General features: G+C 43.3%; 27 protein-coding genes. 7 read left to right on the forward strand and 20 right to left on the reverse strand.

The annotated features are described in order from the left end of the window. Positions 1-335: 335 nt before the first annotated feature. Positions 336-512 (reverse strand): hypothetical protein, encoded by a 177-nt coding sequence (locus IR173_RS07355; RefSeq protein WP_237039011.1) that lies wholly within the window; start codon positions 510-512, stop codon positions 336-338. Positions 513-990: 478 nt separating this feature from the next. On the opposite strand from IR173_RS07355, the gene IR173_RS07360 reads away from it, so the two are divergent. From IR173_RS07360 to IR173_RS07375, 4 genes are all read left to right on the forward strand, one after another. Next, positions 991-1,239, forward strand: a complete 249-nt coding sequence (locus IR173_RS07360) for a 2TM domain-containing protein (RefSeq protein ID WP_237039012.1) — start codon at positions 991-993, stop codon at positions 1,237-1,239. 28 nt (positions 1,240-1,267) lie between these two features. After that, complete coding sequence (locus tag IR173_RS07365) at positions 1,268-1,897, forward strand: hypothetical protein (protein WP_237039013.1); 630 nt, start codon at positions 1,268-1,270, stop codon at positions 1,895-1,897. Between the two features lie 75 nt (positions 1,898-1,972). After that, entirely contained in the window at positions 1,973-2,560 is a 588-nt protein-coding gene (locus tag IR173_RS07370; protein WP_237039014.1) for a hypothetical protein, read from the forward strand. A 9-nt stretch (positions 2,561-2,569) separates the two neighbouring features. Further along, the gene (locus tag IR173_RS07375) at positions 2,570-2,863 is read left to right on the forward strand and encodes a winged helix-turn-helix domain-containing protein (RefSeq protein ID WP_237039015.1); all 294 of its coding nucleotides are present in this window, start codon (positions 2,570-2,572) and stop codon (positions 2,861-2,863) included. A 201-nt stretch (positions 2,864-3,064) separates the two neighbouring features. Here IR173_RS07375 and IR173_RS07380 read toward each other — a convergent pair whose 3' ends face one another. From IR173_RS07380 to IR173_RS07395, 4 genes are all read right to left on the reverse strand, one after another. Further along, the gene (locus tag IR173_RS07380; protein WP_237039016.1) at positions 3,065-3,835 is read right to left on the reverse strand and encodes a carboxylesterase family protein; all 771 of its coding nucleotides are present in this window, start codon (positions 3,833-3,835) and stop codon (positions 3,065-3,067) included. Next, on the reverse strand, positions 3,832-4,182 hold the full coding sequence (locus tag IR173_RS07385) for a Spy/CpxP family protein refolding chaperone (RefSeq protein ID WP_237039017.1): 351 nt from the start codon (positions 4,180-4,182) through the stop codon (positions 3,832-3,834). Before IR173_RS07385 ends, IR173_RS07380 begins: the two co-directional genes overlap by 4 nt. Positions 4,183-4,241: 59 nt before the next feature. Continuing rightward, positions 4,242-5,909, reverse strand: a complete 1,668-nt coding sequence (locus tag IR173_RS07390; protein ID WP_237039018.1) for an SUMF1/EgtB/PvdO family nonheme iron enzyme — start codon at positions 5,907-5,909, stop codon at positions 4,242-4,244. Positions 5,910-5,982: 73 nt separating this feature from the next. Next, on the reverse strand, positions 5,983-6,186 hold the full coding sequence (locus tag IR173_RS07395) for a hypothetical protein (protein ID WP_237039019.1): 204 nt from the start codon (positions 6,184-6,186) through the stop codon (positions 5,983-5,985). A 307-nt stretch (positions 6,187-6,493) separates the two neighbouring features. On the opposite strand from IR173_RS07395, the gene IR173_RS07400 reads away from it, so the two are divergent. Together IR173_RS07400 and dnaG are read left to right on the forward strand one after the other, a co-directional pair. Further along, complete coding sequence (locus IR173_RS07400) at positions 6,494-7,495, forward strand: malate dehydrogenase (protein ID WP_237039020.1); 1,002 nt, start codon at positions 6,494-6,496, stop codon at positions 7,493-7,495. 78 nt (positions 7,496-7,573) lie between these two features. After that, the gene (gene dnaG, locus IR173_RS07405) at positions 7,574-9,634 is read left to right on the forward strand and encodes a DNA primase (RefSeq protein ID WP_237039021.1); all 2,061 of its coding nucleotides are present in this window, start codon (positions 7,574-7,576) and stop codon (positions 9,632-9,634) included. A 188-nt stretch (positions 9,635-9,822) separates the two neighbouring features. On the opposite strand, the gene folE is transcribed toward dnaG, so the two are convergent. The 14 genes from folE to IR173_RS07475 form a co-directional block, all read right to left on the reverse strand. Beyond that, complete coding sequence (gene folE, locus IR173_RS07410) at positions 9,823-10,416, reverse strand: GTP cyclohydrolase I FolE (protein ID WP_237039022.1); 594 nt, start codon at positions 10,414-10,416, stop codon at positions 9,823-9,825. A gap of 1 nt (position 10,417) precedes the next feature. Next, complete coding sequence (locus tag IR173_RS07415; protein ID WP_237039023.1) at positions 10,418-10,876, reverse strand: SPOR domain-containing protein; 459 nt, start codon at positions 10,874-10,876, stop codon at positions 10,418-10,420. 165 nt (positions 10,877-11,041) lie between these two features. Beyond that, entirely contained in the window at positions 11,042-11,797 is a 756-nt protein-coding gene (gene tpiA, locus IR173_RS07420) for a triose-phosphate isomerase (protein WP_237039024.1), read from the reverse strand. Positions 11,798-11,826: 29 nt separating this feature from the next. Next, a complete protein-coding gene (locus IR173_RS07425; RefSeq protein WP_237039025.1) occupies positions 11,827-13,134 on the reverse strand; it encodes a BT_3928 family protein in 1,308 nt (435 codons plus the stop codon). Then, entirely contained in the window at positions 13,124-13,666 is a 543-nt protein-coding gene (locus IR173_RS07430) for a DUF1599 domain-containing protein (protein ID WP_237039135.1), read from the reverse strand. Before IR173_RS07430 ends, IR173_RS07425 begins: the two co-directional genes overlap by 11 nt. A 113-nt stretch (positions 13,667-13,779) precedes the next feature. Next, complete coding sequence (locus IR173_RS07435; protein ID WP_237039026.1) at positions 13,780-14,670, reverse strand: M23 family metallopeptidase; 891 nt, start codon at positions 14,668-14,670, stop codon at positions 13,780-13,782. Between the two features lie 20 nt (positions 14,671-14,690). Continuing rightward, complete coding sequence (gene ndk, locus IR173_RS07440; protein ID WP_237039027.1) at positions 14,691-15,155, reverse strand: nucleoside-diphosphate kinase; 465 nt, start codon at positions 15,153-15,155, stop codon at positions 14,691-14,693. A gap of 221 nt (positions 15,156-15,376) precedes the next feature. Further along, the gene (gene recG, locus IR173_RS07445; protein WP_237039028.1) at positions 15,377-17,473 is read right to left on the reverse strand and encodes an ATP-dependent DNA helicase RecG; all 2,097 of its coding nucleotides are present in this window, start codon (positions 17,471-17,473) and stop codon (positions 15,377-15,379) included. A gap of 1 nt (position 17,474) precedes the next feature. Beyond that, the gene (locus tag IR173_RS07450) at positions 17,475-18,134 is read right to left on the reverse strand and encodes a 2-C-methyl-D-erythritol 4-phosphate cytidylyltransferase (RefSeq protein ID WP_237039029.1); all 660 of its coding nucleotides are present in this window, start codon (positions 18,132-18,134) and stop codon (positions 17,475-17,477) included. 98 nt (positions 18,135-18,232) lie between these two features. Further along, positions 18,233-18,784, reverse strand: a complete 552-nt coding sequence (locus IR173_RS07455; RefSeq protein WP_237039030.1) for a DJ-1 family glyoxalase III — start codon at positions 18,782-18,784, stop codon at positions 18,233-18,235. 3 nt (positions 18,785-18,787) lie between these two features. After that, positions 18,788-19,681 (reverse strand): TonB family protein, encoded by an 894-nt coding sequence (locus IR173_RS07460; protein WP_237039031.1) that lies wholly within the window; start codon positions 19,679-19,681, stop codon positions 18,788-18,790. Positions 19,682-19,744: 63 nt separating this feature from the next. Then, complete coding sequence (locus IR173_RS07465; RefSeq protein ID WP_005941395.1) at positions 19,745-20,164, reverse strand: ExbD/TolR family protein; 420 nt, start codon at positions 20,162-20,164, stop codon at positions 19,745-19,747. Between the two features lie 6 nt (positions 20,165-20,170). Then, positions 20,171-20,887, reverse strand: a complete 717-nt coding sequence (locus tag IR173_RS07470; protein ID WP_005941398.1) for a MotA/TolQ/ExbB proton channel family protein — start codon at positions 20,885-20,887, stop codon at positions 20,171-20,173. Further along, complete coding sequence (locus tag IR173_RS07475; protein ID WP_237039032.1) at positions 20,887-21,600, reverse strand: pyridoxine 5'-phosphate synthase; 714 nt, start codon at positions 21,598-21,600, stop codon at positions 20,887-20,889. The genes IR173_RS07470 and IR173_RS07475 overlap by 1 nt, the downstream gene beginning before the upstream one ends. 118 nt (positions 21,601-21,718) lie before the next feature. On the opposite strand from IR173_RS07475, the gene IR173_RS07480 reads away from it, so the two are divergent. After that, positions 21,719-22,591 (forward strand): NAD kinase, encoded by an 873-nt coding sequence (locus IR173_RS07480; protein WP_237039033.1) that lies wholly within the window; start codon positions 21,719-21,721, stop codon positions 22,589-22,591. Between the two features lie 238 nt (positions 22,592-22,829). On the opposite strand, the gene IR173_RS18215 is transcribed toward IR173_RS07480, so the two are convergent. After that, positions 22,830-22,970 carry a hypothetical protein gene (locus IR173_RS18215; protein WP_394800649.1) on the reverse strand — a complete coding sequence of 47 codons (141 nt, stop codon included), beginning with the start codon at positions 22,968-22,970 and terminating at the stop codon, positions 22,830-22,832. Between the last annotated feature and the right edge of the window lie 234 nt (positions 22,971-23,204).

Genomic DNA, 23,204 nt, shown 5'->3' on the forward strand with positions numbered 1-23,204 from the left:
GTCAAAACGTGGATAATGCTGTCGTTTCGTTCGTAGGGGCGAGGTTCGCTCGCCCGAAAACAGTTTGCTTTGTGTCTTCGGGCAGGCAAACCCTGCCCCTACGGAAAACGGTAGGCTAAAAAGATGTGTAACACTATGGGAATTACTGAAGGCAGATTGTGAAGGGACGTGAAAAGCACGGCTGAAAGGAGGATGAGGGGATGTGTTGTCATTATTAACCATCTGATTGACAGTGCAATTTGATTAAAATGTAAGGATGAAGGGAGAAGAAGGAAGACCGGCTTAATGAGGGGATAATCCCACCCGCCACTGCATAAAAAACATACCCAGCTTTCTTAAAAGGTGCTGAGGTTTTTTGAAAACATAAAGAGCTCTTTAAAAAACACACCGAACTCTTTAAAAAACACACCGAGTTCTTTCGAAAACACACCGAGCTTTTTAAAAAACATACTGGCCGCTTTAAAAAACACACCGAGCTTTTTTGAAAACACACCGAGCTTTTTCGAAAACATCAAGGTCTTTTTTCAGCACTCTGTGTGGAATGCCTGTTCTTTTTTAATGTACATGTCGCATCGGTCTACACATACGGTGGCGTGAGCCTGCACGTACGTACGCATGAGCCTACACGTATATACGCATCGGCCTACACGGACGTACGCATAAGACTACACATATATATGTCATTATGACAGGCTCCGTCATATCCCGTATCCAGATTGGATTCATTTGTCCCCCCTCAGGTTCCGCAATATCTCATTCCAAAATTCGCCCCATTTGTCTCCCCTTTACAACTGAGGCCTTCTATCAATAAAAATTTTGCAAACAGCCAAATAAACTAAAGACCATTTACAAACAAGCACTTATATAAAATGTGAGAAACAACAAAAAAAGTTCTCTTAGAATTTGGTTTATATTATAAACTAGATTATATTTGCAAAGTAGTCATTAAAGATAAACTTTTATCACTCAGCATATAAATCATAAAAAAAAATGAAAACAAACCAGAGCAATGAGAAATCCGTTCCAACCGAAGAACAAATTGAAGCGGTATGCCAACAAAGAGCCCGTTATTTTTGGAATTGGCTCACTTGGTCATTAGTCTATTATGTCGTGATAAACCTGTTTTTGGTAGCCGTAAACTGGTTTACAAGTCCACATTACTGGTGGGTATTATGGGTTATAGCAGGTTGGGGAATCAGCCTGCTGATAACAGCCATAGAGAAAAGCATCAAATATTAATCAATCACAAACTAAAAAGAAAAACATTATGGAAGAAAGAAAATTAAATGAGAAAGAGAGTTTGGAACTCATCGCTCAAATGATTCAGAATAGCAAGAAAAACCTCCAAACAGGCAACGGAAACATACTTTTACTATGGGGGTATCTATGCACTGTTACTGCCCTTGTCGTATACATTTTAACCCTCTCTACCGACAATCCTACATGGAATTGGCTGTGGTTTGCCATTCCGGTCATCGGATATCCCATCACGTATTGGCAATTAAAAAAAGAAGTGAAACCTGTATTAACCTATACTGACAAAGTATTAAAAAATATCTGGAAAATTATTGGTGAATACGGTATCTGTGTCAGCATCATCTGTGCTCTTTACTTCAATACGATGGTTTTCATTTTACCGATGATTTTAATACTGGTCTCATTGGGAATGTGCATCACCGGAAGTATTATCAATGACAAGTTCACATATAACTGTTCAGGATGCGGCCTGGCAATAGGGGTAATGACATTGGCCCAGATTCTGAACCCAAGCCTACTTGACCTGAAATACCCTGCATTTGCCTTCGCATTTATCATCATGATGATTATCCCGGGGCATCGTCTCAACAAAGAAGCATCAAAAACTTCTTCCGAAAACACGTCTGCACCATCCAAATAAAAACAGACCGCGCGCCCTGTAAAAACAGAAAATGATAAGAAACAAACAAATGGTTTTATTAAAAACAAATAAATTATGGAAGAAAGAAAATTAAATGAGAAAGAGAGTTTGGAACTCATCGCTCAAATGATTCAGAATACGAAAAGCAGAATGGAGACAAATTGTGGAATGCCTTTCCTGCTATGGGGATATACCACCGTGTTTGTCAGCCTGTTAGTCTGGCTTCTGGTAACCAACACACAGAATAATTACTGGCAGTATCTATGGTTTATACTCCCTATTATAGGAGGAACAGGAACCTACCTCTCCGCACGCAATCAGCAGCCGACTGTCAAAAGTCATTTAGACAAAGTCATCAGTTACATTTGGCTAGTATTCGGCACGGCAGGCTTCTTGGTATCCCTACTCGCCATGTTCTTCTGGAAACTTCCCATCCTGTTCCTTGTTCTTCTGTTGATGGGCATGGGCACTACATTGACAGGACTGGTGATAAATTATAAAACTGTGACAATTTGTGGCACACTGGGAGCATTAAGTTCCATCGGATGCCTTTTCTATCAGGGTTTTAACCAAATATTGATATTCGCACCCGTGTTTATTTTCATGATGATTATCCCGGGACATGTACTGAACCATGCCGCCCGTAAACAAAAAAAATTATAACCTGCACCTATGTTCAAAGAATTAAATCCATTGCTACACTCCGAGCTTCGACTCGCCATTATGTCAATACTGGTTTCGGTGGAAGAAGCCGAATTCAGCTATCTGAAACAACAGACAGGAGCAACGGCAGGCAATCTGAGTGTACAGATAGACAAACTGAACAAGGCAGAATATGTGGAAGTCATTAAGACCTTCAAAGGCAAAATGCCTTGTACGATTTGTAAGATTACTCCGAAAGGCGTTGAAGCCTTTGAAGAATATGTAGACGCACTTAAAAGCTATATCACCCTTCCCGGAGGCTAACAAATGTGCTGCCACTGCTACATTCCCATCAATAGGGAGATACAGAAGCGATGGCAGCACAATATTATAAAATATATAGAATTTAAAAGATACAGATAACGATTTGGTAACAATTCTATGTTTCAGATTTATCTACCTGTTTATAAGCAACTTCCGCATAGAGTAAAACGGAATAGGTAACGGATTTGCAACGAGCGAAGTTCAGTAATACTCTCCATGTTTCAGGCGTTTATGCCCGAAAATCCAATCGAGACGTGTGTCAGTATAGCTGCCGGTGCAGGTCTTCACATGTGACCAACCTTGTTCAATATCAAACAATACCTCTCCACCCCGTTCTTGCAATTGTTTCACGAATGTACTGACACGCGGAATGGTCATCAGATTATCATCGCTTCCCATTACCGTACAAACAGGAGTATATGCCACAAGCCCGGCATCAGCGGTTTCAGGATTGCCCGCCACAGGCATCACAGCTGCAAATAAATGAGGATAGGCTGCTGCCATCAACCATGTTCCCGTTCCTCCCATTGAACCTCCAAGCAGATAGATACGGTTCACATCAACCTTATCCTCTTCCACATATTTATCTATAAGGGCTTTGATAGCCTCGTTTGTCCTGGCTCCCCATGTAAGGGAGTCAGGACATTGAGGAACAATCATTACGGAATGAATACGGTTTCTACGAAGATAGTCGGCAATTATATAAATCGCTTCTTCTGTCATTTGACTGACATTGTCGCTGCCCCGCTTGGGACTACCATGCAAGTAAACCACCAATGCCGGCTTTTGCTGCGTATCAACAACTGTTATTATAGTTTTCCTATAAGGAAAGACGGTATTATCGTAAATCCATTTGTCAAAACCAAAACCGGAATCTGTCATTTGATTTTGCGATGCAGCAGAAAGAATACTCATACAAAGAACTGCGGCAAAGACGGCTGTTCTTTGAAACCATACTTTACTAATTTTCATTCTTGGGGCTTATTACGTTTTCCGTTCTTCTTTTCAGCAATCGCCTGCTCCACCATTTGTTTGTAAATGGTCTGTTGTTCGGTTGTCAGTAGAAGAGCAATGTCGCTCGTCAGCTTTTCCATCGCCTCTTTACGTTTCTCACGTGGATATTTCTGTTTGTTGAAATCTGAATAAAGCTCACGGAGCTTTGTCTTCTGTTCTTCAGTCAAACTAAGTTTCTCGTCCAGCAATTTGATGCGCTGCTCTGTTCGTTGTTGTGCTGTCATTTGTTGGTTATTATTCTTTTGTGCAGACACTTGAAGGCTTGCAGCAATGGCGATAGCCATTATTAAAAATAATCTTTTCATACGTAAATTCTCCTTTTTTATTTGGTTATTCATAAGTTGATATTTATAAAATTGTGAATCTATCGTGCATTGGAGGCATCAGTCCTTACCACTCGGAAACCGACATTGGCATAACCTTGTGTGCCTGTTCTTACGACATCCGATTTCTCGCTACGGCAATCGTCGCGTTCTGAATCCCAACTGCCTCCTTTGATGATATACTGTCCGTTTGCATAGGTCGAGGAAGTCCATTCCCAGCAGTTACCCCAAAAGTCAATACCTCCACATGCACCTGTCGTCTGGCTATAGGCATCCACCGGTGTCAATCCCGTTTCCACGCGACCGGAGTTCATTGTAACATCCTTCGGCATGTGTCCGGCACCGAGAATCCATTCTTCATCGGTCGGAAGCCGATATACATGGGCGTTATCTTGAGCCGTAAGCCAGTCGCAATAAGCCGTAGCTTCGGCAATCGTAATGTTCACTACCGGATAATTATCCTTTCCTGCATCATACATGAATCCCTTTTCGAAGGCTGCGTATTCAGCATTGGTCACAGGTGCATAGCCGATGTAAGCATTCGGAGCCGATGCACCGCGCAGCACCATCCAGGCATCCTTCGGGTTTTCGTCATTTCGAGGGTCAATGAGTCGCAGGAACTGTTGCTCCAGCCGAATGTCGCGATTTTCAACCATTTCATCCACAATACCCTGCATTTCCGCTACGAGGTCGGAAGTCTTTGCTTCCCTCTCCAATTCACGAAGCTTGGCCTTCTTTCGTGCGACAACTTTATCATACCGTAATCCCATCTGATTCAAAAGAGCCAGCTTGTTGTCCTCTGTCTGGTTTTGCTGGTACTGGCGAAGAAGGGCTGTGGTCGTGGCATCCAGTTCCGGACGTTCTTCTTCCACAAGCGGTGCATCCGGGTCGTCAAACTCCAACTCGCTTTCCACCAAGTCGTCCGGGGTTATATAATCGGCTCGCTCTATCGTTTGATGTACACTGAAATAATGAGCTACCAAGCCGTCCTTGTAAATGGAAAGTCTATAACCTCCATAAACGTCACAAGGCAGGGTCGAGATATAATAATCCTTTCCGGGGATGAAACCGGACTCATTTGGAGCATTGAAGGTAATGATGGAATGGGCGTTTTCTATTTTATCAACTGTCGGTTTTCCCTGTTCATCCCATTTGATTCCGACCGTACCGGAAAGTGCATAGCCGTCAACGCTTTCAAGTTCAATACCTGTTACGCCCGACATCTGGAAGTTAAGCTTGATGCCACCGCAAACAGTCTGGAAATTCAAAGAATCAGATGTGGTACGGGCCACTGCCACTACCGACTTTTCATCATATCCATTCTCATTTCCGGTTTGAGTGGCAGGTATGGTTACAGTTAAACTTTCATCGTCTGAAGATACCCTGTTATCTGCCGGATAGATACCAAACAAAGGATTGTCATCAGTGAAAGTTCCTTCAATAGTACCTGACAGAATGGATGAACTGCCGGATTCTTGCGCTTCTGCAATAATAGTCTGTCCGTTATGAACCAGCATGATGGGGTCGCCTTCGCTCCAATTACTGTGAAGCCCGTCGGAAATAACAGCAGTAAGACTCTCGGAATTTGATTCCTGTTCTTGTTCCTGTTCATCGATAGATGCCACATCGTCATTCTGACATGCATTCATTGCAGCCAAAAAGAGGAATGAAAGGCAATACAAACTGAAAGTTTTCAAAATCTTCTTCATAATTGTTTATTGTTTTTGTTTTTTTCCCTTTTGAGAACGATGATACAGACGCTCCATCATCTTCCTTTCCAATTCAATTTCCATAAACGACAGGTTCTGATGCCGCAGGGCATTCTACTAAAGGACGGTTAAACAAGGTCGTGCCCGTTATCAACTGCGCAACGACAAAACGATGCTTGTGATGGTGACGATGGCGGGGTGAACGCACTGTTACACACGATTGCATCAGGAATATAACAGTTACTCCTAAAGCTAATAACTTACAAATCGGTTTCATACGCTATCATTTTTTTTGTTATACACATACCAGTTTATCTTATTTCGTTATATATTCATGTTTCACGTACCTCTTTGTGAGCCCTTCCAAATGGACGTTCTATATATAAGACCCGGTAAAGAAATAAAAGTAAAATAGAGCAAGCTGTTTTTTTTGATTAGATTCACTAATAACATTCTATTATCCGATATAATATTTTAGAATAAACACCCTATCGAAAACTTTCGTACCTTTGTACTCGGAAAGAGAAAACATACTCTCCTGCGAAAACGTTTATATTATACAAACTTTAAAATATAAAAGAATTATGGAATTTGTAACAAACGAAAAACTAACAATCGTAGGCGCTGCTGGAATGATCGGTTCCAATATGGCTCAAACCGCTATTATGATGGGCCTTACTCCTAATATTTGTTTATACGACCCTTATGCTCCGGGCTTGGAGGGTGTGGCAGAAGAACTGTTCCACTGTGGCTTTGAAGGCATGAACATTACGTTCACTTCCGATATAAAAGAAGCCCTGACCGGTGCTAAATATATTGTAAACTCGGGAGGTGCTGCCCGCAAAGCAGGCATGACCCGTGAAGACTTATTAAAAGGAAATGCTGCCATCGCCGAAGAATTCGGCAAAAATGTAAAAGCTTATTGTCCGGATGTAAAACATATCGTAGTCATCTTTAACCCGGCCGATATCACCGGTCTGATTACCTTATTATATTCAGGCCTGAAGCCTTCACAGGTCACTACTCTTGCCGCCCTTGACTCTACCCGCCTGCGTAGCGAACTGTCCAAGCATTTCGGTATCGCTATGGACCAAGTAGAAAACTGCCGCACTTATGGCGGTCACGGTGAGCAGATGGCAGTCTACGCTTCCACCGCAAAAGTGAACGGAAAGCCTTTATCCGATATCATCGGCACTCCCGAACTGACTAAAGAACAATGGGCTGAGATTCAGCAAAAAGTAACCAAAGGCGGTGCAAATATCATCAACCTGCGCGGACGTTCTTCTTTCCAAAGTCCTTCATACGTTTCAATCGAAATGATTGCTGCCGCCATGGGAGGAAAACCATTCCGCTGGCCGGCAGGTACTTATGTATCAAATGGCAAGTTTGACCACATCATGATGGCTTGGGAAACCTCAATAACCAAAGACGGCTGTCATTTGAAAGACGTAAAAGGTAGCCCTGAAGAAGAAGCCGCACTGGAAAAAAGTTATGAACACCTCTGCGCATTGCGTGACGAAGTCATTGCGATGGGTGTTCTTCCGCCTGTTTCCGAATGGAACAAGCTGAATCCGAATATCAAATAATCCCTGATTATAATATTCCGTTAAAAACGCCATCGGGCTCACCTCCGACGGCGTTTTTTTATTATCTTCGCATTCGCAATGATAGACCAACCCACCATAGACCGAATATTGGACGCTGCACAGATAGTAGATGTGGTATCCGAATTTGTCACCCTACGCAAGCGAGGTGTGAACTTTGTAGGGCTTTGCCCGTTTCATGATGACAAGACTCCATCGTTCTACGTGTCACCGGCCAAAGGATTATGCAAATGTTTTGCCTGTGGTAAAGGAGGAAACGTGGTTCACTTTGTGATGGAACACGAGCAGATGACCTACCCCGAAGCACTGCGCTGGCTGGCAAAAAAATACAATATAGAAATAAAAGAGCGTGAGCTTACCGATGAGGAGAAAGAAGTACAAAATGTACGTGAAAGCCTCTTCGTGGTAAATGAATTCGCACGTGATTATTTTCAAAATATCCTCTATAACCATGCTGATGGCAAAGCCATTGGTATGACCTATTTCCGCCAACGTGGTATTCGCGACGACATCGTGAAAAAATTCCAGTTGGGCTACAGCACCACGGCACACGATGCATTGGCACAGGAAGCCTTACGCAAAGGATATAAAAAAGAATTCCTGATAAAGACCGGCCTGTGTTACGAAAAAGAAGACGGCAGTCTGCGCGACCGTTTTTGGGGGCGCGTTATTTTTCCATGGTTCAACATCAGCGGAAAAGTATTAGGCTTCGGCGGACGCGTGTTGGACAGCCGCACCAAAGGAGTCAATCAAAAATACGTCAATTCACCCGAATCGGAAATATTCAGCAAACGAAAAGAGCTATATGGCATCTTCCAAGCAAAAGCAGCCATTGTTAAAGCTGATTGCGTTTACATGGTAGAAGGATACACCGATGTGATAGCCATGCATCAATGTGGATTGGAGAATGTGGTAGCCAACTCGGGAACTTCGTTGAGTGAACAACAAATCCGCCTGCTCCATCGTTTTACTGCAAATATCACGTTATTATATGACGGTGATGAAGCCGGTATAAAAGCCAGCATCCGAGGCATAGACATGCTGCTCGCAGAAGGGATGAATATCAAAGTCCTGCTCCTTCCTGACGGAGATGACCCTGACAGTTTTTCCCGAAAACACAATGCTACAGAGTTTAAGCAATACATTGCCGATCACGAAGAAAATTTCATTCGTTTTAAAACCAACTTATTACTAAAGGATGCTCAAAAAGATCCTGTCAAGCGAGCCGGTCTGATAGCTGATATGGCAAGAAGCATCGGACTGATTCCCAATGATGTGATTCGTTATGCCTGTGTAAAGGAATGTGCTACCATTCTGAATGTAAACGAACAGATTATCCTGAATGAGATAAAGAAGCATCTACTGCAACGTGATGATAACTATTTGGAACAAATCAAGAAAGAGAAAGATGCGACCGACAACAACCTTATGCTTTCTCCTTCCGCTGATATGGTCCCGCCTCCCATGGGAGCAGAGGACAACGTTCCCCCTCCTCCTTTCCCACCCGAGGAAGTAGAAGCACAATACCAGTCCTACATTCCCGAAGAAGGAAGGGAAAAGTATGTATTCTATGCCAAAGAACAACTACTGATAAAAACTCTAATCCGCTATGGAGAAAGGATTATGTGTTATGTAGAGACAGAAGAGAATGCAGAAACGCCACTTACAGTGATAGAATATATTTCAATGGACTTGAAACAGGATGAGTTGCAGTTTCACAACCCATTACATAGAAAAATATTGGCAGAAGCAGAGAGTCATCTGCATGACCAGAACTTTACGGCAGAGCGTTATTTCCTGGCACATCCCGATCCTACCATCAGCAGATTGGCTGCAGAGATGATAAATGACCGTTACCAACTAAGTAAATATCATTCTAAATCTCAAAAGATAATAACGGATGAAGAGCGTTTACATGAACTGGTTCCGCATCAAATCATCGATTTTAAACTGGCCATACTGGAAGAAGAAATGAAACATACATTGCAAGCATTAGGCAGGCCCGAAGTGGCTCAAGACGCCAACAAATGCTTGGAAATTATGGCTCACTACAAAGACTTGAGCGAACTATTGAAAGAGATGGCCAAACGTGCAGGCGACCGGGTGGTACTCAAAGCATAGGATTTCATTTATCACAGGAAGATTGTGCCAACATGAAATGCCTATCATTTGACCGGAGGGACAGATTGAATCCACACGAAAATGATTTACCGCATGCGTTCGGGCAGATTTAATCTGCCCTACAGCAACAATATGACATTACTTGGAAGTTTTGACACATTGTCCACAGTTGGTAGAGTTATAATAGGTCAGCGTTGATGACGAATAAGATTCATAAACTCCTCCCGAGTCTTAGCCTGATTGAATGCTCCGGTAAAATCAGAAGTAGTAGTGATGGCATTCTGTTTTTCCACCCCACGCATTTGCATACACATGTGCTTCGCTTCCACTACCACCATTACGCCTAATGGATTTAATGTTTCCTGAATGCATTCTTTAATTTGCAACGTCATACGTTCTTGCACCTGAAGACGGTGTGAAAAGACATCAACCACACGGGCTATCTTGCTCAAACCCGTAATATAACCGTTAGGGATATAAGCCACATGCGCTTTGCCATAGAACGGCAACATGTGATGCTCACACAAAGAGAAGAAATCAATATCTTTCACTATAACCATCTGGCTATATTCTTCTTTAAACTTAGCTCCCAACAAAATAGCATGGGGGTCTTGTTCATAACCGCGCGTCAGCGTCAGCATTGCTTTTGCCACACGTTCGGGCGTTTTCAGCAATCCTTCTCTTTCTACATCTTCGCCCAACAGCGATAAAATACTCTCATAATGGCCTTTCAACTGCGCAATCTTCTCTGCAGACCATTCGGGGTGCAATAGTTCTTCCATGTTAGTCTAGGGGGATATTAATTTGTTCACGAACAATAGATACTTCTTTAAAAGCACCGGTAGTCTTCAAACGACGCATGGCTGCGTCAGCTTCTTCGATACTGCGGAAATCACCTACACGGCATAGCCAACGAGGAGGCTGGAAATAAGCATAAACGGGCATATCCGGAAATTCCTCTTTTACCTTATTAGCCATATTGTTGGCTTCGTTGCGAGCCACGCGAGAATTGTTCCCGGCATAAACCTGAACCCGATATCCTCTGGCCTTCAATGTCTTTTGCTCACTTCCGACAGCACTCTTGGTATGGATTGTACCTATCAGACCTGTTATCTTAGAATCTTGATGAATGGTCACTGTACCCTCTCCGGCGCGACTATGCTGGAGACTTTCTACAATATTCTGCTGTGCAAAAGCAGAAAGACCAAAGGCTAAGAAGAATATGATAAAAATGTATCTCATGTCGTTTAATGAATTTAGAATATTGGAGGTGTGTCAAAATTCCAAAGTCACCGCCACATTGTTATTGCAGGAGCGGATTCAATCTATCCCTACAGCAAAATGACAGGTTGTTTTCATTTTGACACACCCGGGAAAGGCTACACCGGGCAGCCTTTAATTAACCAATTATTTGAATGCATCGATAATGCCCTTGAAGTCAGCGACCTTCAAAGCAGCGCCACCAATCAAGCCACCATCCACATCAGGATTAGCAAACAATTCTTTTGCGTTAGAAGGCTTGCAGCTACCACCATAAAGGATAGAAGTATTGTCTGCAACTTCTTTGCCATACTTGTCAGCAATTAAAGAACGAATAAATGCATGGATTTCCTGAGCCTGCTCAGCTGTAGCAGTCTTACCTGTACCAATAGCCCAAACCGGTTCGTATGCCAAGATAATCTTGCCAAAGTCTTCAGCAGACAAAGAGAATACTGATGCCAACTGAGCAGCAACTACTTCATTCTGTTTGTTAGCTTCGCGTTCTTCCAAAACTTCACCGATACAGAAGATAGGTTTCAGGTTGTTAGCCAAAGCCAGTTTTACCTTTTCTTCCAGAATAGCTACAGTTTCGCCATAGTAAGCACGACGTTCAGAGTGACCCAAGATTACGTATTCTGCACCGGTAGAAGCTACCATCTCTGCAGAAACTTCACCTGTATATGCACCTGATACTTTGTCTGCACAGTTTTCTGCACCGACACCGATAACAGCTTTATCAACAATAGGAGTAACCGAAGCCAAGTGAATAAACGGAGTACAGATTACTACGTCACAATTAGGTTTGTCAGCAGCCAATGCTTCGTTCAATTCTTTTGCAAGAGCAATACCTTCCTGAAGGTTCTTGTTCATTTTCCAGTTTCCTGCAACAATGTTCTTTCTCATTTTGTTTTTTTGTTAAAGGGTTAATGAAATTATTTTGTTTGATTCTCTTTCAATTTTATTCTCTTTTTCTTGTGATATTGTTCCCAAACGGCATCTACCATACTGAAGAACAGCAACGGAAATATAAACCATGCAAATACCAGAACCACCTTGTGGCTGAATGTCTTAGCATTCATCTGTGCCAACGGAAGCTTTTCCAAACGGTCGGTCAGCATATATTCGTCAGGCAGACTGTTCACACTCCATTTATTGATTACTACACCATTCTTCAACAACATCAATCCGGGATTAGACCGAATCATGGTCTTCAATGTAATATTATCCATCAAGCAGAAAGGATACTCCGCTCCGGTACGTTCTTGCCAGTCTTCAATGTCTTTATCGGGAGACGAAGTGAGACAGTAGAACTTATAATTATTTTCCACACTATAATCATAAAGCTCGTTTATCAAATCGATAGTGCTGTCGTCAGCTTGATTCAACTGGTGGGCTATCAACAGAAAAGTATACCCCTTATCGTCCAACACTTCTTCAGTGATATCCTCGCCATCCTCTTGCCTAATCATGGAAAAATCATGAATAGGCGGTTCATAACCCTGCTCCTTAACAACTGTTTTAGAGTCGACGAATGCCCATGTGCTATCAGGATAGTTTTCAAGTGAAAACTCTTTCTCCACGCCATCCTTTTTCAAGATAAAACGAGTTTCATAGACAGTGGGCTGAGCGCCTTCCGGAATTTCCATTCCTTTACGAATATCAGCACCGATATGGTAAGGTCTGAAATCGAAAACCGGCAATTCACGATAACAGTATAAAGTCATTCCCAATATATAAAGGAACGTATAAAGCGCAACAAGCCAGTCAAAACGTTTAGTTACCAATGGAGTAATGCAGGTTCGCCATTTGAACACCGACACCGCAGCCAACAACAAGACAATATTCTTCCAGAAAGTTTGCCAATTGGTCAACACCACCGCATCGCCGAAACAGCCGCAATCCGATATCGGATTATCAATTGCCAACCACAGAGTAAGCGGCGTCATCACTCCCATGATAATCAGCATAAACAAAGTTGTTGTCCGTCTGCGAATGCCAAATAACAGGTATACACCCAGACAGAACTCAATCATTGCCTGCAATACCGATGCCAAGAACGGAAGAAATGCCGGAACCAATGCAGCCCAACCGAAAGCCTCCAGATAATCCTGAATTTTATATTGAGTACCTAAAGGGTCTACCGCCTTGACAAAGCCGGAAAATATAAATACAATGGCCAAAAAGAAACGGCATGCATTTGTCCAAAGTCCAATAATGCTATGTAAACGCTTACTCTCCAAATTCTAATTTTATCAATCCAAATACCGAATAATTAATCATATCCATATAATTGGCATCAATTCCCTCGGATACCAAGGTAGCCCCATCATGCCCCTCGATTTGCTTGGTGCGGTAAATCTTCATCAAAATCAAATCGGTATAAGAACTTATGCGCATGCTACGCCATGCCTCATCATAGTCATGGTTCTTGGCAAGCATTAACTCCAATGCCTGTCGTGCATACTGGTCGTATAATTCCAAAGCACGCGCTTCTGTCATGTCATCCGTCTCGGCATATCCCAATTCCAACTGGATTAAACCGATAATCCCATAATTAACGATAGCCATAAACTCCGAACGGATACCTTCGTCCACCATCGTTACCCCTTTGGTCTCAATGCTTCGAATGCGGTTGGCTTTTATAAAAATCTGGTCGGTAACAGATGAAGGGCGCATGATACGCCATGCAGCACCGTAATCATGCAGTTTCTTCGCAAACAAATCACGGCAAATAGCTATCACATGTTCAAATTGTTGTTTAGTATCTTTCATCATTCTCTATGAATAGGCGACAAAGTTACACATTTTTCTGCTTAAGCGTAAACAAAAAGGCGGAAAAGAATACTCCTTCCCGCCCTATTTTATATTTCTTAATTAACTATTACTTAAGAACATCTTAACACTTGTCCCGGACGAAGTATCGTTCTGCGAGTAATGTGGTTCAATTTACACAGCGCATCGATAGATGTACCTGTCTTTTGTGCAATCCGGCTCAACGTATCGCCACTGCGTACTTTATGATAACGAATCGTTCCATCCGAAGATGCCATCAGACTGACATTCTTACTGCTGGTATTATTACGCTGATATCTGTTACTGCCTTTTCTGAACAGATAAGAATCGGCAACAATATCCTGTTTTTCAAAATCAAACAAATAAGCCGGATTAATGGCTTGTCCCAAGAAGCGAGTTTCGAAATGAAGATGAGAACCTGTAGAACGACCTGTGTTACCACCCAATCCGATGGGCTCGCCCGCTTCTACATATTGGTCTTCATTTACAATCTGCTTGGACAAGTGCCCATAGACAGTTTCCAAACCATTCTCATGACGGATTACCACGTATTTTCCATAACCGCGACGTTCGTACTTCACCATACGCACTTTTCCACTGAAAGCGGCACGAATCGTATCGCCAATGTAGACTTTAATATCTAATCCATTGTGCATACGGCGACGGCGGGGACCAAATTTTGAAGTAATCTTTGTATGTTCAGTCGGCATGTGGAAGCCGGTCATATCAATACGGAAAGTATCAGGGATAGTAACGGTATTACCGTAAGCGTGTACACGTTCATTGCTCCAGTTAGGATAAAGAGTGTATGCAGGATAAGCAGCTTTCTCCGCTTTAATCTGGCGAATCAATGCAACAGAATCTACTGCCTTCAACTTTCTGTCGATTGGCGCCTGGCGTGCCAACAAGTCCTGTCCTGACACATTCAGGCTGACTAAGGCGAAAGCTGCCGCTGCGACTACTTTAATACATTTCAAAATCATCCGTTTCTTTTGTTTTTCTTTTAATATTCGTCATTAGCATAAAGAGAGCCAAACACGGCTTGCTCGTACTCGAATATCTCTTCTGGTTTAAAAAATCTTTTTAGTTCTACTTCGGCAGCTTCAGGCGAATCGGATGCATGGACAATGTTTTCCTGGAAACTCATACTGTAATCTCCACGGATAGTTCCGGGTGCAGCCAAGCGACCGTTAGTAGGACCGGTTAATGTTCTCACCACTTGAATAGCATCTACACCTTCAAAGCAACAAACAATAACGGGACAAGCCATCATTGAGTCCTTTACGCGCTGAAAGAACGGCTTTGAACTTAAATGAGCATAATGTTCACTAAGCACCTCATCTGTCAATTGAACCATTTTCATTCCGGCCAAACGTAATCCCTTGCGTTCAAATCTGCTTGTTATCTCACCGACCAGTGCTCTTTGAAGAGTACAGGGCTTCAAAATGACTAACGTTTTTTCCATCATAATATTGGTTCTTTTTAAGGTTATCGAGATACTTCTATTCAAAAATTCTCCCAAAGATAGACTTTTTCTTCGAAACAACGGGTCTATCTTTAACTCTTTTTTTATGTAGAATATATGCAAAAGTATTATAGAACGAACGAAAACCATTATAAACAGGGAAGATAAAGGTCTTTTATGTTATGCAACATATATCCTCTATTTTAACAGTAGTACAGGGTAAACTAAGATATTGCCGCCCAATTTATATTAGTTTTACGCAAGGCCTGAAGTTGCTGCCACAACACGGCATTCTCGGACCGGGTGCATGCCGGGTCTTCATCCACCACGCGGCTTGCTATTTCACGTACATACTGAAGCAACTGTCCGTCGCGAGCTATATCTGCTATCTTCAAGTCAAAAGCCACACCGCTTTGCTGAGTTCCTTCCAAATCACCGGGACCACGAAGTTTCAAGTCTGCTTCGGCTATCTCAAAACCATCATTCGTCTGCACCATAATTTCCAAACGTTTTCGGGTTTCCTCGGTAAGCTTATAAGTGGTCACTAAAATACAATAAGACTGGTCGGCGCCACGGCCAACACGCCCTCGAAGCTGATGCAACTGAGAGAGTCCGAAACGTTCTGCATTTTCTATGACCATCACCGAGGCATTAGGAACGTTTACACCGACCTCAATCACAGTAGTAGCCACCATTATCTGCGTCTCTCCACAAACAAACCGTTGCATCTCGGCATCTTTCTCGGCAGGTTTCATTTTGCCATGTACTTTACTCACCCGGCAATCGGGAAACTCTGCACATATATGTTCATACCCCTCTTCCAAATTTTTAATATCCATCTTTTCACTTTCCTTTATCAAAGGATAAACAATGTATACCTGACGCCCTTCTTCTATCTGCTTACGGATAGAAGCGTAAAGGCTGGCACGACGATTGTCAAACTGATGGACAGTTTGAATAGGTTTACGTCCGGGAGGAAGCTCGTCAATCACCGATACATCCAAGTCACCATAAAGTGTCATAGCCAATGTTCGCGGGATAGGAGTAGCTGTCATGACAAGCACATGAGGGGGACAAGTATTTTTCATCCACAGTTTGGCACGCTGAGCTACTCCAAAACGATGTTGCTCATCAATCACCACCATCCCCAAAGAAGAAAAGCCCACCGTGTCTTCGAGTACGGCATGTGTCCCAATCAAAATCTGAATATCTCCGGTAAGCAAATCCTTTAAAATCTTTTCGCGCTTCTTTCCTTTAACGGAGCCCATCAACAATTCCACCCGGACATTCATGCCGAATAGGAATTTCTGAATTGTCTCATAATGCTGTGCTGCAAGAATTTCAGTCGGTGCCATCATACAAGCCTGAAAACCATTGTCCAGTGCTATCAACATCGACATCAAGGCAACCAATGTTTTCCCGCTTCCCACATCACCCTGCAACAAGCGGTTCATTTGCCGCCCACTACCCATATCTTTCCTTATCTCCTTTATTACCCGTTTCTGTGCTCCGGTCAATTCAAAAGGAAGGTTTTGGGAATAGAAGGTATTGAATATCTCCCCTACCTTATCAAAAGACAGACCGCGATATTTACGCTGTCGGTCTTTGCTGTAACGCAAAATATTGAGTTGCACATAGAATAGTTCTTCAAATTTAAGGCGGTATTGAGCCTTACGAAGCAGTTCCGGATTTTGAGGGAAATGAATATTATGCAGCGCATCATCCAAAGACATCAGGTGATGCTCTTCTATGATTTGCGGGCTCAATGTCTCCGCAAGGGGGTCCTGCAATAAAGCAAGAGCGTTTTTCATCAGCTTTTCCAACCCATGCGAATTGAGGAAACCGCGTTTCATCCTTTCGGTAGTATTATAATAAGGTTGCAAGCCCATCGTGGAAAGGGTAAGTTCGCCCGATAAGTCCATATCGGGATGGGCTACGTTGATACGGCCGTTGAATACAGTCGGCTTGCCGAAGATAATATACTCTGTTCGAGTTTTATAATGTTCCAGCAAATATTTGATTCCCTGAAACCAAACCAAGTCAATAATCCCTGTCCCATCCGAGAAATGGCCGACAAGTCTGCGCTGTCTTCCTTCGCCAAAAGTCTCAAAACTGAGGATTTCACCTTTCAGTTGGATATAGGGCATATTTCCGTCTATCTCATGGATATAGTAAAGACGACTGCGGTCTACATATTTATAAGGGAAGTAGTACAACAAGTCATGCAAGGAAAAGATATTCAGTTCCTTGTTCAGGATAGTTGCACGCTGAGGGCCTACTCCCTGCAAATACTTTATGTCACGAGTGGTAATATCAAACATATCAGAGCAATATCTCTGCTACCTTTAAATCAAACGGGGTTGTTAACTTTATATTTTCTCTATTTCCTTCTACCAACCATACCTCTTTACCCATTGCTTCCACTACAGAAGCATCATCGGTAAAAGCATCGGTATATTCTTGCCGATAAGCATCTTTCAACAATTGTACATCAAATACCTGTGGAGTCTGAACCAATTTATATTGATTGCGTGGGACGGTCTCGCTCCCCTTTTCCGTGAGATGCCGCACAGTCTCCACCACATCAATTACAGGAATAACAGCTTTTTTCTTTTGCGCTGTATTATAGCACCCGGCAATCACCTGTTGGGACACAAAAGGACGGACACCATCGTGAACGCCTACCAAGCCTTCCCCTTCTACGAGTGACAAACCATTCTTTACGGAATGAAAGCGGGTTTCTCCTCCATCGGCAATATCATGAGGCAGCACAAAATGATATGTTGCACAAAGTTCCTTCCAGTAGGCCTGTTGTGCCAAGGGAAGAACCAATATAATATGTATAGAGGAATCGTAAGTATAAAAAGTCTCAATAGTACGCATCAACACAGGTTTCCCCCCTATTGGAAGAAACTGTTTAGGAATATCCCCTCCCATGCGCAAGCCTTTGCCGCCGGCCACTATGATGATGTGTTTCTTCATGTTGGTTTTATATTATAATAACCGAAGATGCGCCTAAAAGCCTGATAATCCACTTTCGACACATCTTCCTTTGATATTCATAAAATAGTCATCTATTGTTATTCAGCAATCATCATAGCCTGTTTCAGTTCCTTCACCTTAGCTGCACCGACATACTTTTCTGCGATTGCAAATGAAAAGTCCATTGCAGCGCCGGGGCCCTTTCCTGTAATAAAGTTGCCGTCATTCTGTACCAGAGCGGCTGTATAGTCAGCACCGTCCAGATATTTATCAAAACCCGGATAGCAAGTTGCCTTCTTTCCTTTCAACAAACCACGCTTTCCATATACCAACGGAGCGGCACAAATGGCAGACAACGGTTTACCGGCTTCTGCAAAGGCCATAATCAAATCACTCAATCCTTGGTGTGCATCCAGATTTGTCGCTCCGGGCAGACCGCCGGGCAATACAATCATTTCCGCATCCGCTTCTTTCACTTCTTCAAACACCATATCGGCTATAACCGGAACTCCGTGTGCACCATTTACGGTCAGCACACCGGTTACAGAGACCGTCTTCACAGGCAAACCTGCACGTCTCAACACATCCACCGGGGTCAGCGCTTCCACTTCCTCGAAGCCTTCTGCCAAAAATACATAAATTGTTTTCATAAGCTACTTCAGTTTAAAGTAATATGTAATAGTACCTGTCTGGTTATTTACTCCGTCCACCTGGTTAAAGCGAGCTTTACGCGCCGCCTCTTCCGCAGCTTTCCGCAACGCAGCATTTACCGTATTGGTACGTTTGTTGATACTTGTACTTATCACCTGTCCTGCCGGGTTCACGGTGATGGTCACCACCACACGGCCCTCATCCTGAACATTATAAACAGGCATCGGCAAACCGCCGCTACCCAAAGAACGTCCATTAAGGTCAAATGTTCCGTAACCGCCTGTACCTGTCGATTTTCCTTCAGCAGCATTACCTGTCGGGCTGCCTTCAAGTCCACTTCCTGTCGTGCCGGTCCCTTTGTTCCCCATCTGAGTACCTTTGCCAAATGCACCGGCTATCTTCTTTGCCGCTGCTTCCGCCGCTGCTTTTTCGGCTGCCGCTTTCTTTTCCGCAGCAGCTTTTTCGGCTTCAGCACGCTTCTCGGCTTCAGTCTTTTCCTTTGGCTTTACCGTATCTTTCTTGGGTACATCCTTTTTAGGGGTTTCCTTCTTGGGCTTTTCTTTTTTAGGAGTCTCTTTTTTAGGTTCCTTTTTGGGGACCGCCACTGTTTCCTCTTCCGTTTGAGTAATAATTTCCTCTTTTATTTCGACAGGAGGAACCACCTCCGGCTCCGGCACATCGGGGGCCGGTGCTTCGGGTTCATTCATTATATCGACATCCGTCAGCGTATAAGGGTCGGCATTCCCTTGAGAGAGTTCCGTATTTCCCAGCATAACAGGGACACCTCCCTCTTCCTGCACCTGAGGGCGGCGAATAGCAATCACCAGCAGCAGGATAAGGAGAAGGATATGCAGTACAGCCGTACCGACCAGTCCTGTTATCTTATTTTTCTTCATGCTTATAATCTAATGGTTTCAGATTCTTCACTTCGTTCAGTGTAACAACAGTCAAGAATCAGCTTATCGTTTCTTCTCAGGCGGGCGTGTAGCCAGCACCATTTTGAAGTGATTTTCATTAGCAATATTCAGTACCCTCACTATTTCACGATAAGGTACTGCCTCGTCAGCATAGAGCGCCACATACATATCGGGCTCTTTCTGAGCGCACTCTTGCAAAAAAGCCGGCAATTCCTCCAGTTCAATCGGCATTTCATCCTGATTGCCGAAAGCAGTATAGAAATTCAGGTTCTTATCAATGATTACCCGCGTGAGCGGCTTTGCCGAGGTTTGCTGCTTACCTTGCGGAAGCAACACCTTGATGGCATTAGGCGACACCATGGTGGAGGTAATCATAAAAAATATCAGCAACAGAAATATGATGTCCGTCATAGACGCCATACTAAAGTTGGGTGATATTTTATGTCTTCTTTTCAGTGCCATACGCTTTTACTTTTGAACAGGTTCGTTCAGCAAATCCATAAATGCCATAGTGCGTGCTTCCATCTGGCTCACCACCTTATCTACACGGGTCACCAGATAGTTATAGGCAAACATAGCTGCAATACCCACTATCAAACCACCCACTGTAGTAATCATAGCCTCATAAATACCTCCCGAAAGCAACGTGATATCGATATTATTTCCTGCATTTGCCATTTCCCAGAAAGCCTGCACCATACCGGTAACAGTCCCCAAGAAACCAATCATAGGTGCGCCACCGGAAATGGTTGCAACAATAGGCAATCCGTTTTCCAGTTTGGCAACTTCAATATTACCTGTATTCTCAATAGCAGCCTGCACGTCGGCTACAGGACGCCCCATACGGGTAATTCCCTTTTCAATCATACGCGCCGAAGGCGTATTGGTAATGCGGCAATAGTTAATGGCCGACTTTATTTCGCCGGTGCGGATATAGTCACGGATACGCTCCATAAACATAGGGTCATCTTTGCCGGCTTTACGGATAACTGCCAGACGTTCAAAGAAAATGTAGAAACACACCACAGACAGCACAGCCAAAACAGCCATAATCCATCCGCCTTTCAGCGCCATGTCCCAAAGGTTCATCTGCGCCTCTCCCGAAACGGGTGTCAAAACAGGATTACCCCCTGCCAGGGTATCCCCAATGGCTGTTTGTGCAGCCAGTAAAGTCAAGTTCATCATTAACGGAGACAATTTTTGTATTCTTCAATTGTTTGTTTTAGCCCCAGATAAAGAGCATCACTTATCAAAGCATGACCGATGGAAACTTCGTCCAACCAAGGAATATTGTCATGCATATACTTCAAGTTTACCAAGCTCAAGTCATGTCCGGCATTCAAGCCCATGCCCAAACTGCGGGTTACTTTGGCAGCCTCCACAAAAGGAGCGACAGCCGCTTCGGGATTCTGAGGATAAAGAGTGGCATAAGGTTCGGTATAAAGCTCTACACGGTCGGCCCCGGCCTTAGCTGCATATTCTATCATTTCACGATTCGTATTCACAAAAATAGAAGTACGGATTCCTGCGTGGCCAAAGGTATCCATCAGTTCCGCCAAAAAAGAAAGATTCGTTTTGGTGTCCCATCCCGCATTGGAAGTAATCTGGTCGGGGGCATCCGGAACAAGAGTTACCTGATGCGGCTTTACCTTCAGCACCAAATCAATAAACTCGGGACTGGGATAGCCTTCTATATTAAACTCGGTGGTAAGTAAAGGACGCAGTGCATACACATCGCTACGACGGATATGGCGTTCATCGGGACGAGGATGAACGGTAATACCTTCAGCACCAAACGCCTCACAATCTAAAGCAACTTTTACCACGTCAGGGTTATTTCCCCCACGGGCATTACGCAAGGTAGCTACCTTGTTTATATTTACACTTAACTTTGTCATCTTAGCAATATATTATTATCTTTGCAGTTCTGATGTGCAAAGTTAGCAGGTTTTATCTAAACCTAGTCCATTTTGACAAACAAAAGATTTATAAAATTAACTAATGAATATGCGTCCCATGAAATTCGCCATTTTTGGAAACACCTATCAGGCTAAGAAATCCACGCATGTAGAGCGTTTGCTTTCTATTCTGAACAGACACCACGCCGAAGTCTATATTTGTCGGGAGTTCTATCAATTTCTGACGAATGACTTGAAATTGCATATCCGTCAAGCCGGTATCTTCGACGAAAACGATTTTGAAGCCGACATGGTGCTAAGTATCGGTGGCGACGGTACTTTTCTGAAAGCGGCCAGCCGGGTGGGAGCGCGCAACATTCCCATATTAGGTATCAATACCGGACGGCTGGGCTTTTTAGCAGATGTCTCACCGGAAGAAATGGAAGACACTTTTGACGATATTTACAGCAACAATTACAGAATAGAAGACCGTAGTGTCTTACAAGTCTATTGTAAAGAACAGGAATTGAAAGGCTATCCTTTCGGACTGAATGAAATAGCTGTATTGAAACGCGACAGCTCATCCATGATTTCCATTCATACGGCTATCAACGGTGCCTATCTTACCACTTATCAGGCGGATGGTCTTGTCATTGCCACCCCTACCGGTTCGACAGCATATTCACTAAGCATCGGCGGGCCGGTCATTGTCCCGCATAGCAATACAATCGCCATTACTCCGGTTGCGCCCCACAGTCTGAACGTACGCCCCATCGTAATAAACGACGACTGGGAAATAACGCTGGATGTGGAAAGCCGCAGCCACAACTTTCTGATTGCCATCGACGGACGCAGCGAGACTTGCCGGGAAGGAAGCCGGCTGACTATCCGAAAGGCCGACTATCAAATAAAGGTGGTGAAACGGCAGAATCATATCTTCTTTAATACCTTACGCAACAAAATGATGTGGGGAGCCGACGGAAGAGGATAGCTTCCGCACCGGTGTCTCATTAAATGGAGTTTATGACCAACAAGCAACTGGCATTGGAACTTTCGGGACGTACAAAGTAAATATCAAAAGATTATCATTCGATTATATAAGGAAGGGAAGTTCCTCTCTGAGCATATAACTAAAGGACTCGCACCAATCCGCCAGTATCGTAAGGTGATATTTCAGATTCCGCATTTCGGACACACCACATTTTTTTCTTCCGATTGGCCACAATCCCTTATCCACCCTGTGAATTTACATTTTCATGTCTCTTGCGTTCACGATAAACGCCCCACAACAGATATAGGGCAATCAAGGTATCCAATACATTATTCCATACATCCCTACCCAATTCTATCTTCAGGACAGGTTGGAACAAAAAAGCGATTAATTAAAAAATCCGGTAAAACAGTCACTTGTATTAGAAAGATTATGTATATTTGTACAGTCGAGAGAATCGTTTCACTTAAATAATAAAACTTCATCACTATGGTAATACAAAATGATTACCTGAGTAATGCATCTTCCTCACCGTAGTGAGACGTTCTTCCTGAAAGGAAGAGAACAGAAACTCTTCCGCACAATAACAAATGATATAACCGGGTAAAACAAA

Origin of the sequence: Phocaeicola faecalis (genome assembly GCF_021730445.1) — a bacterium.
Lineage (GTDB): Bacteria > Bacteroidota > Bacteroidia > Bacteroidales > Bacteroidaceae > Phocaeicola > Phocaeicola faecalis.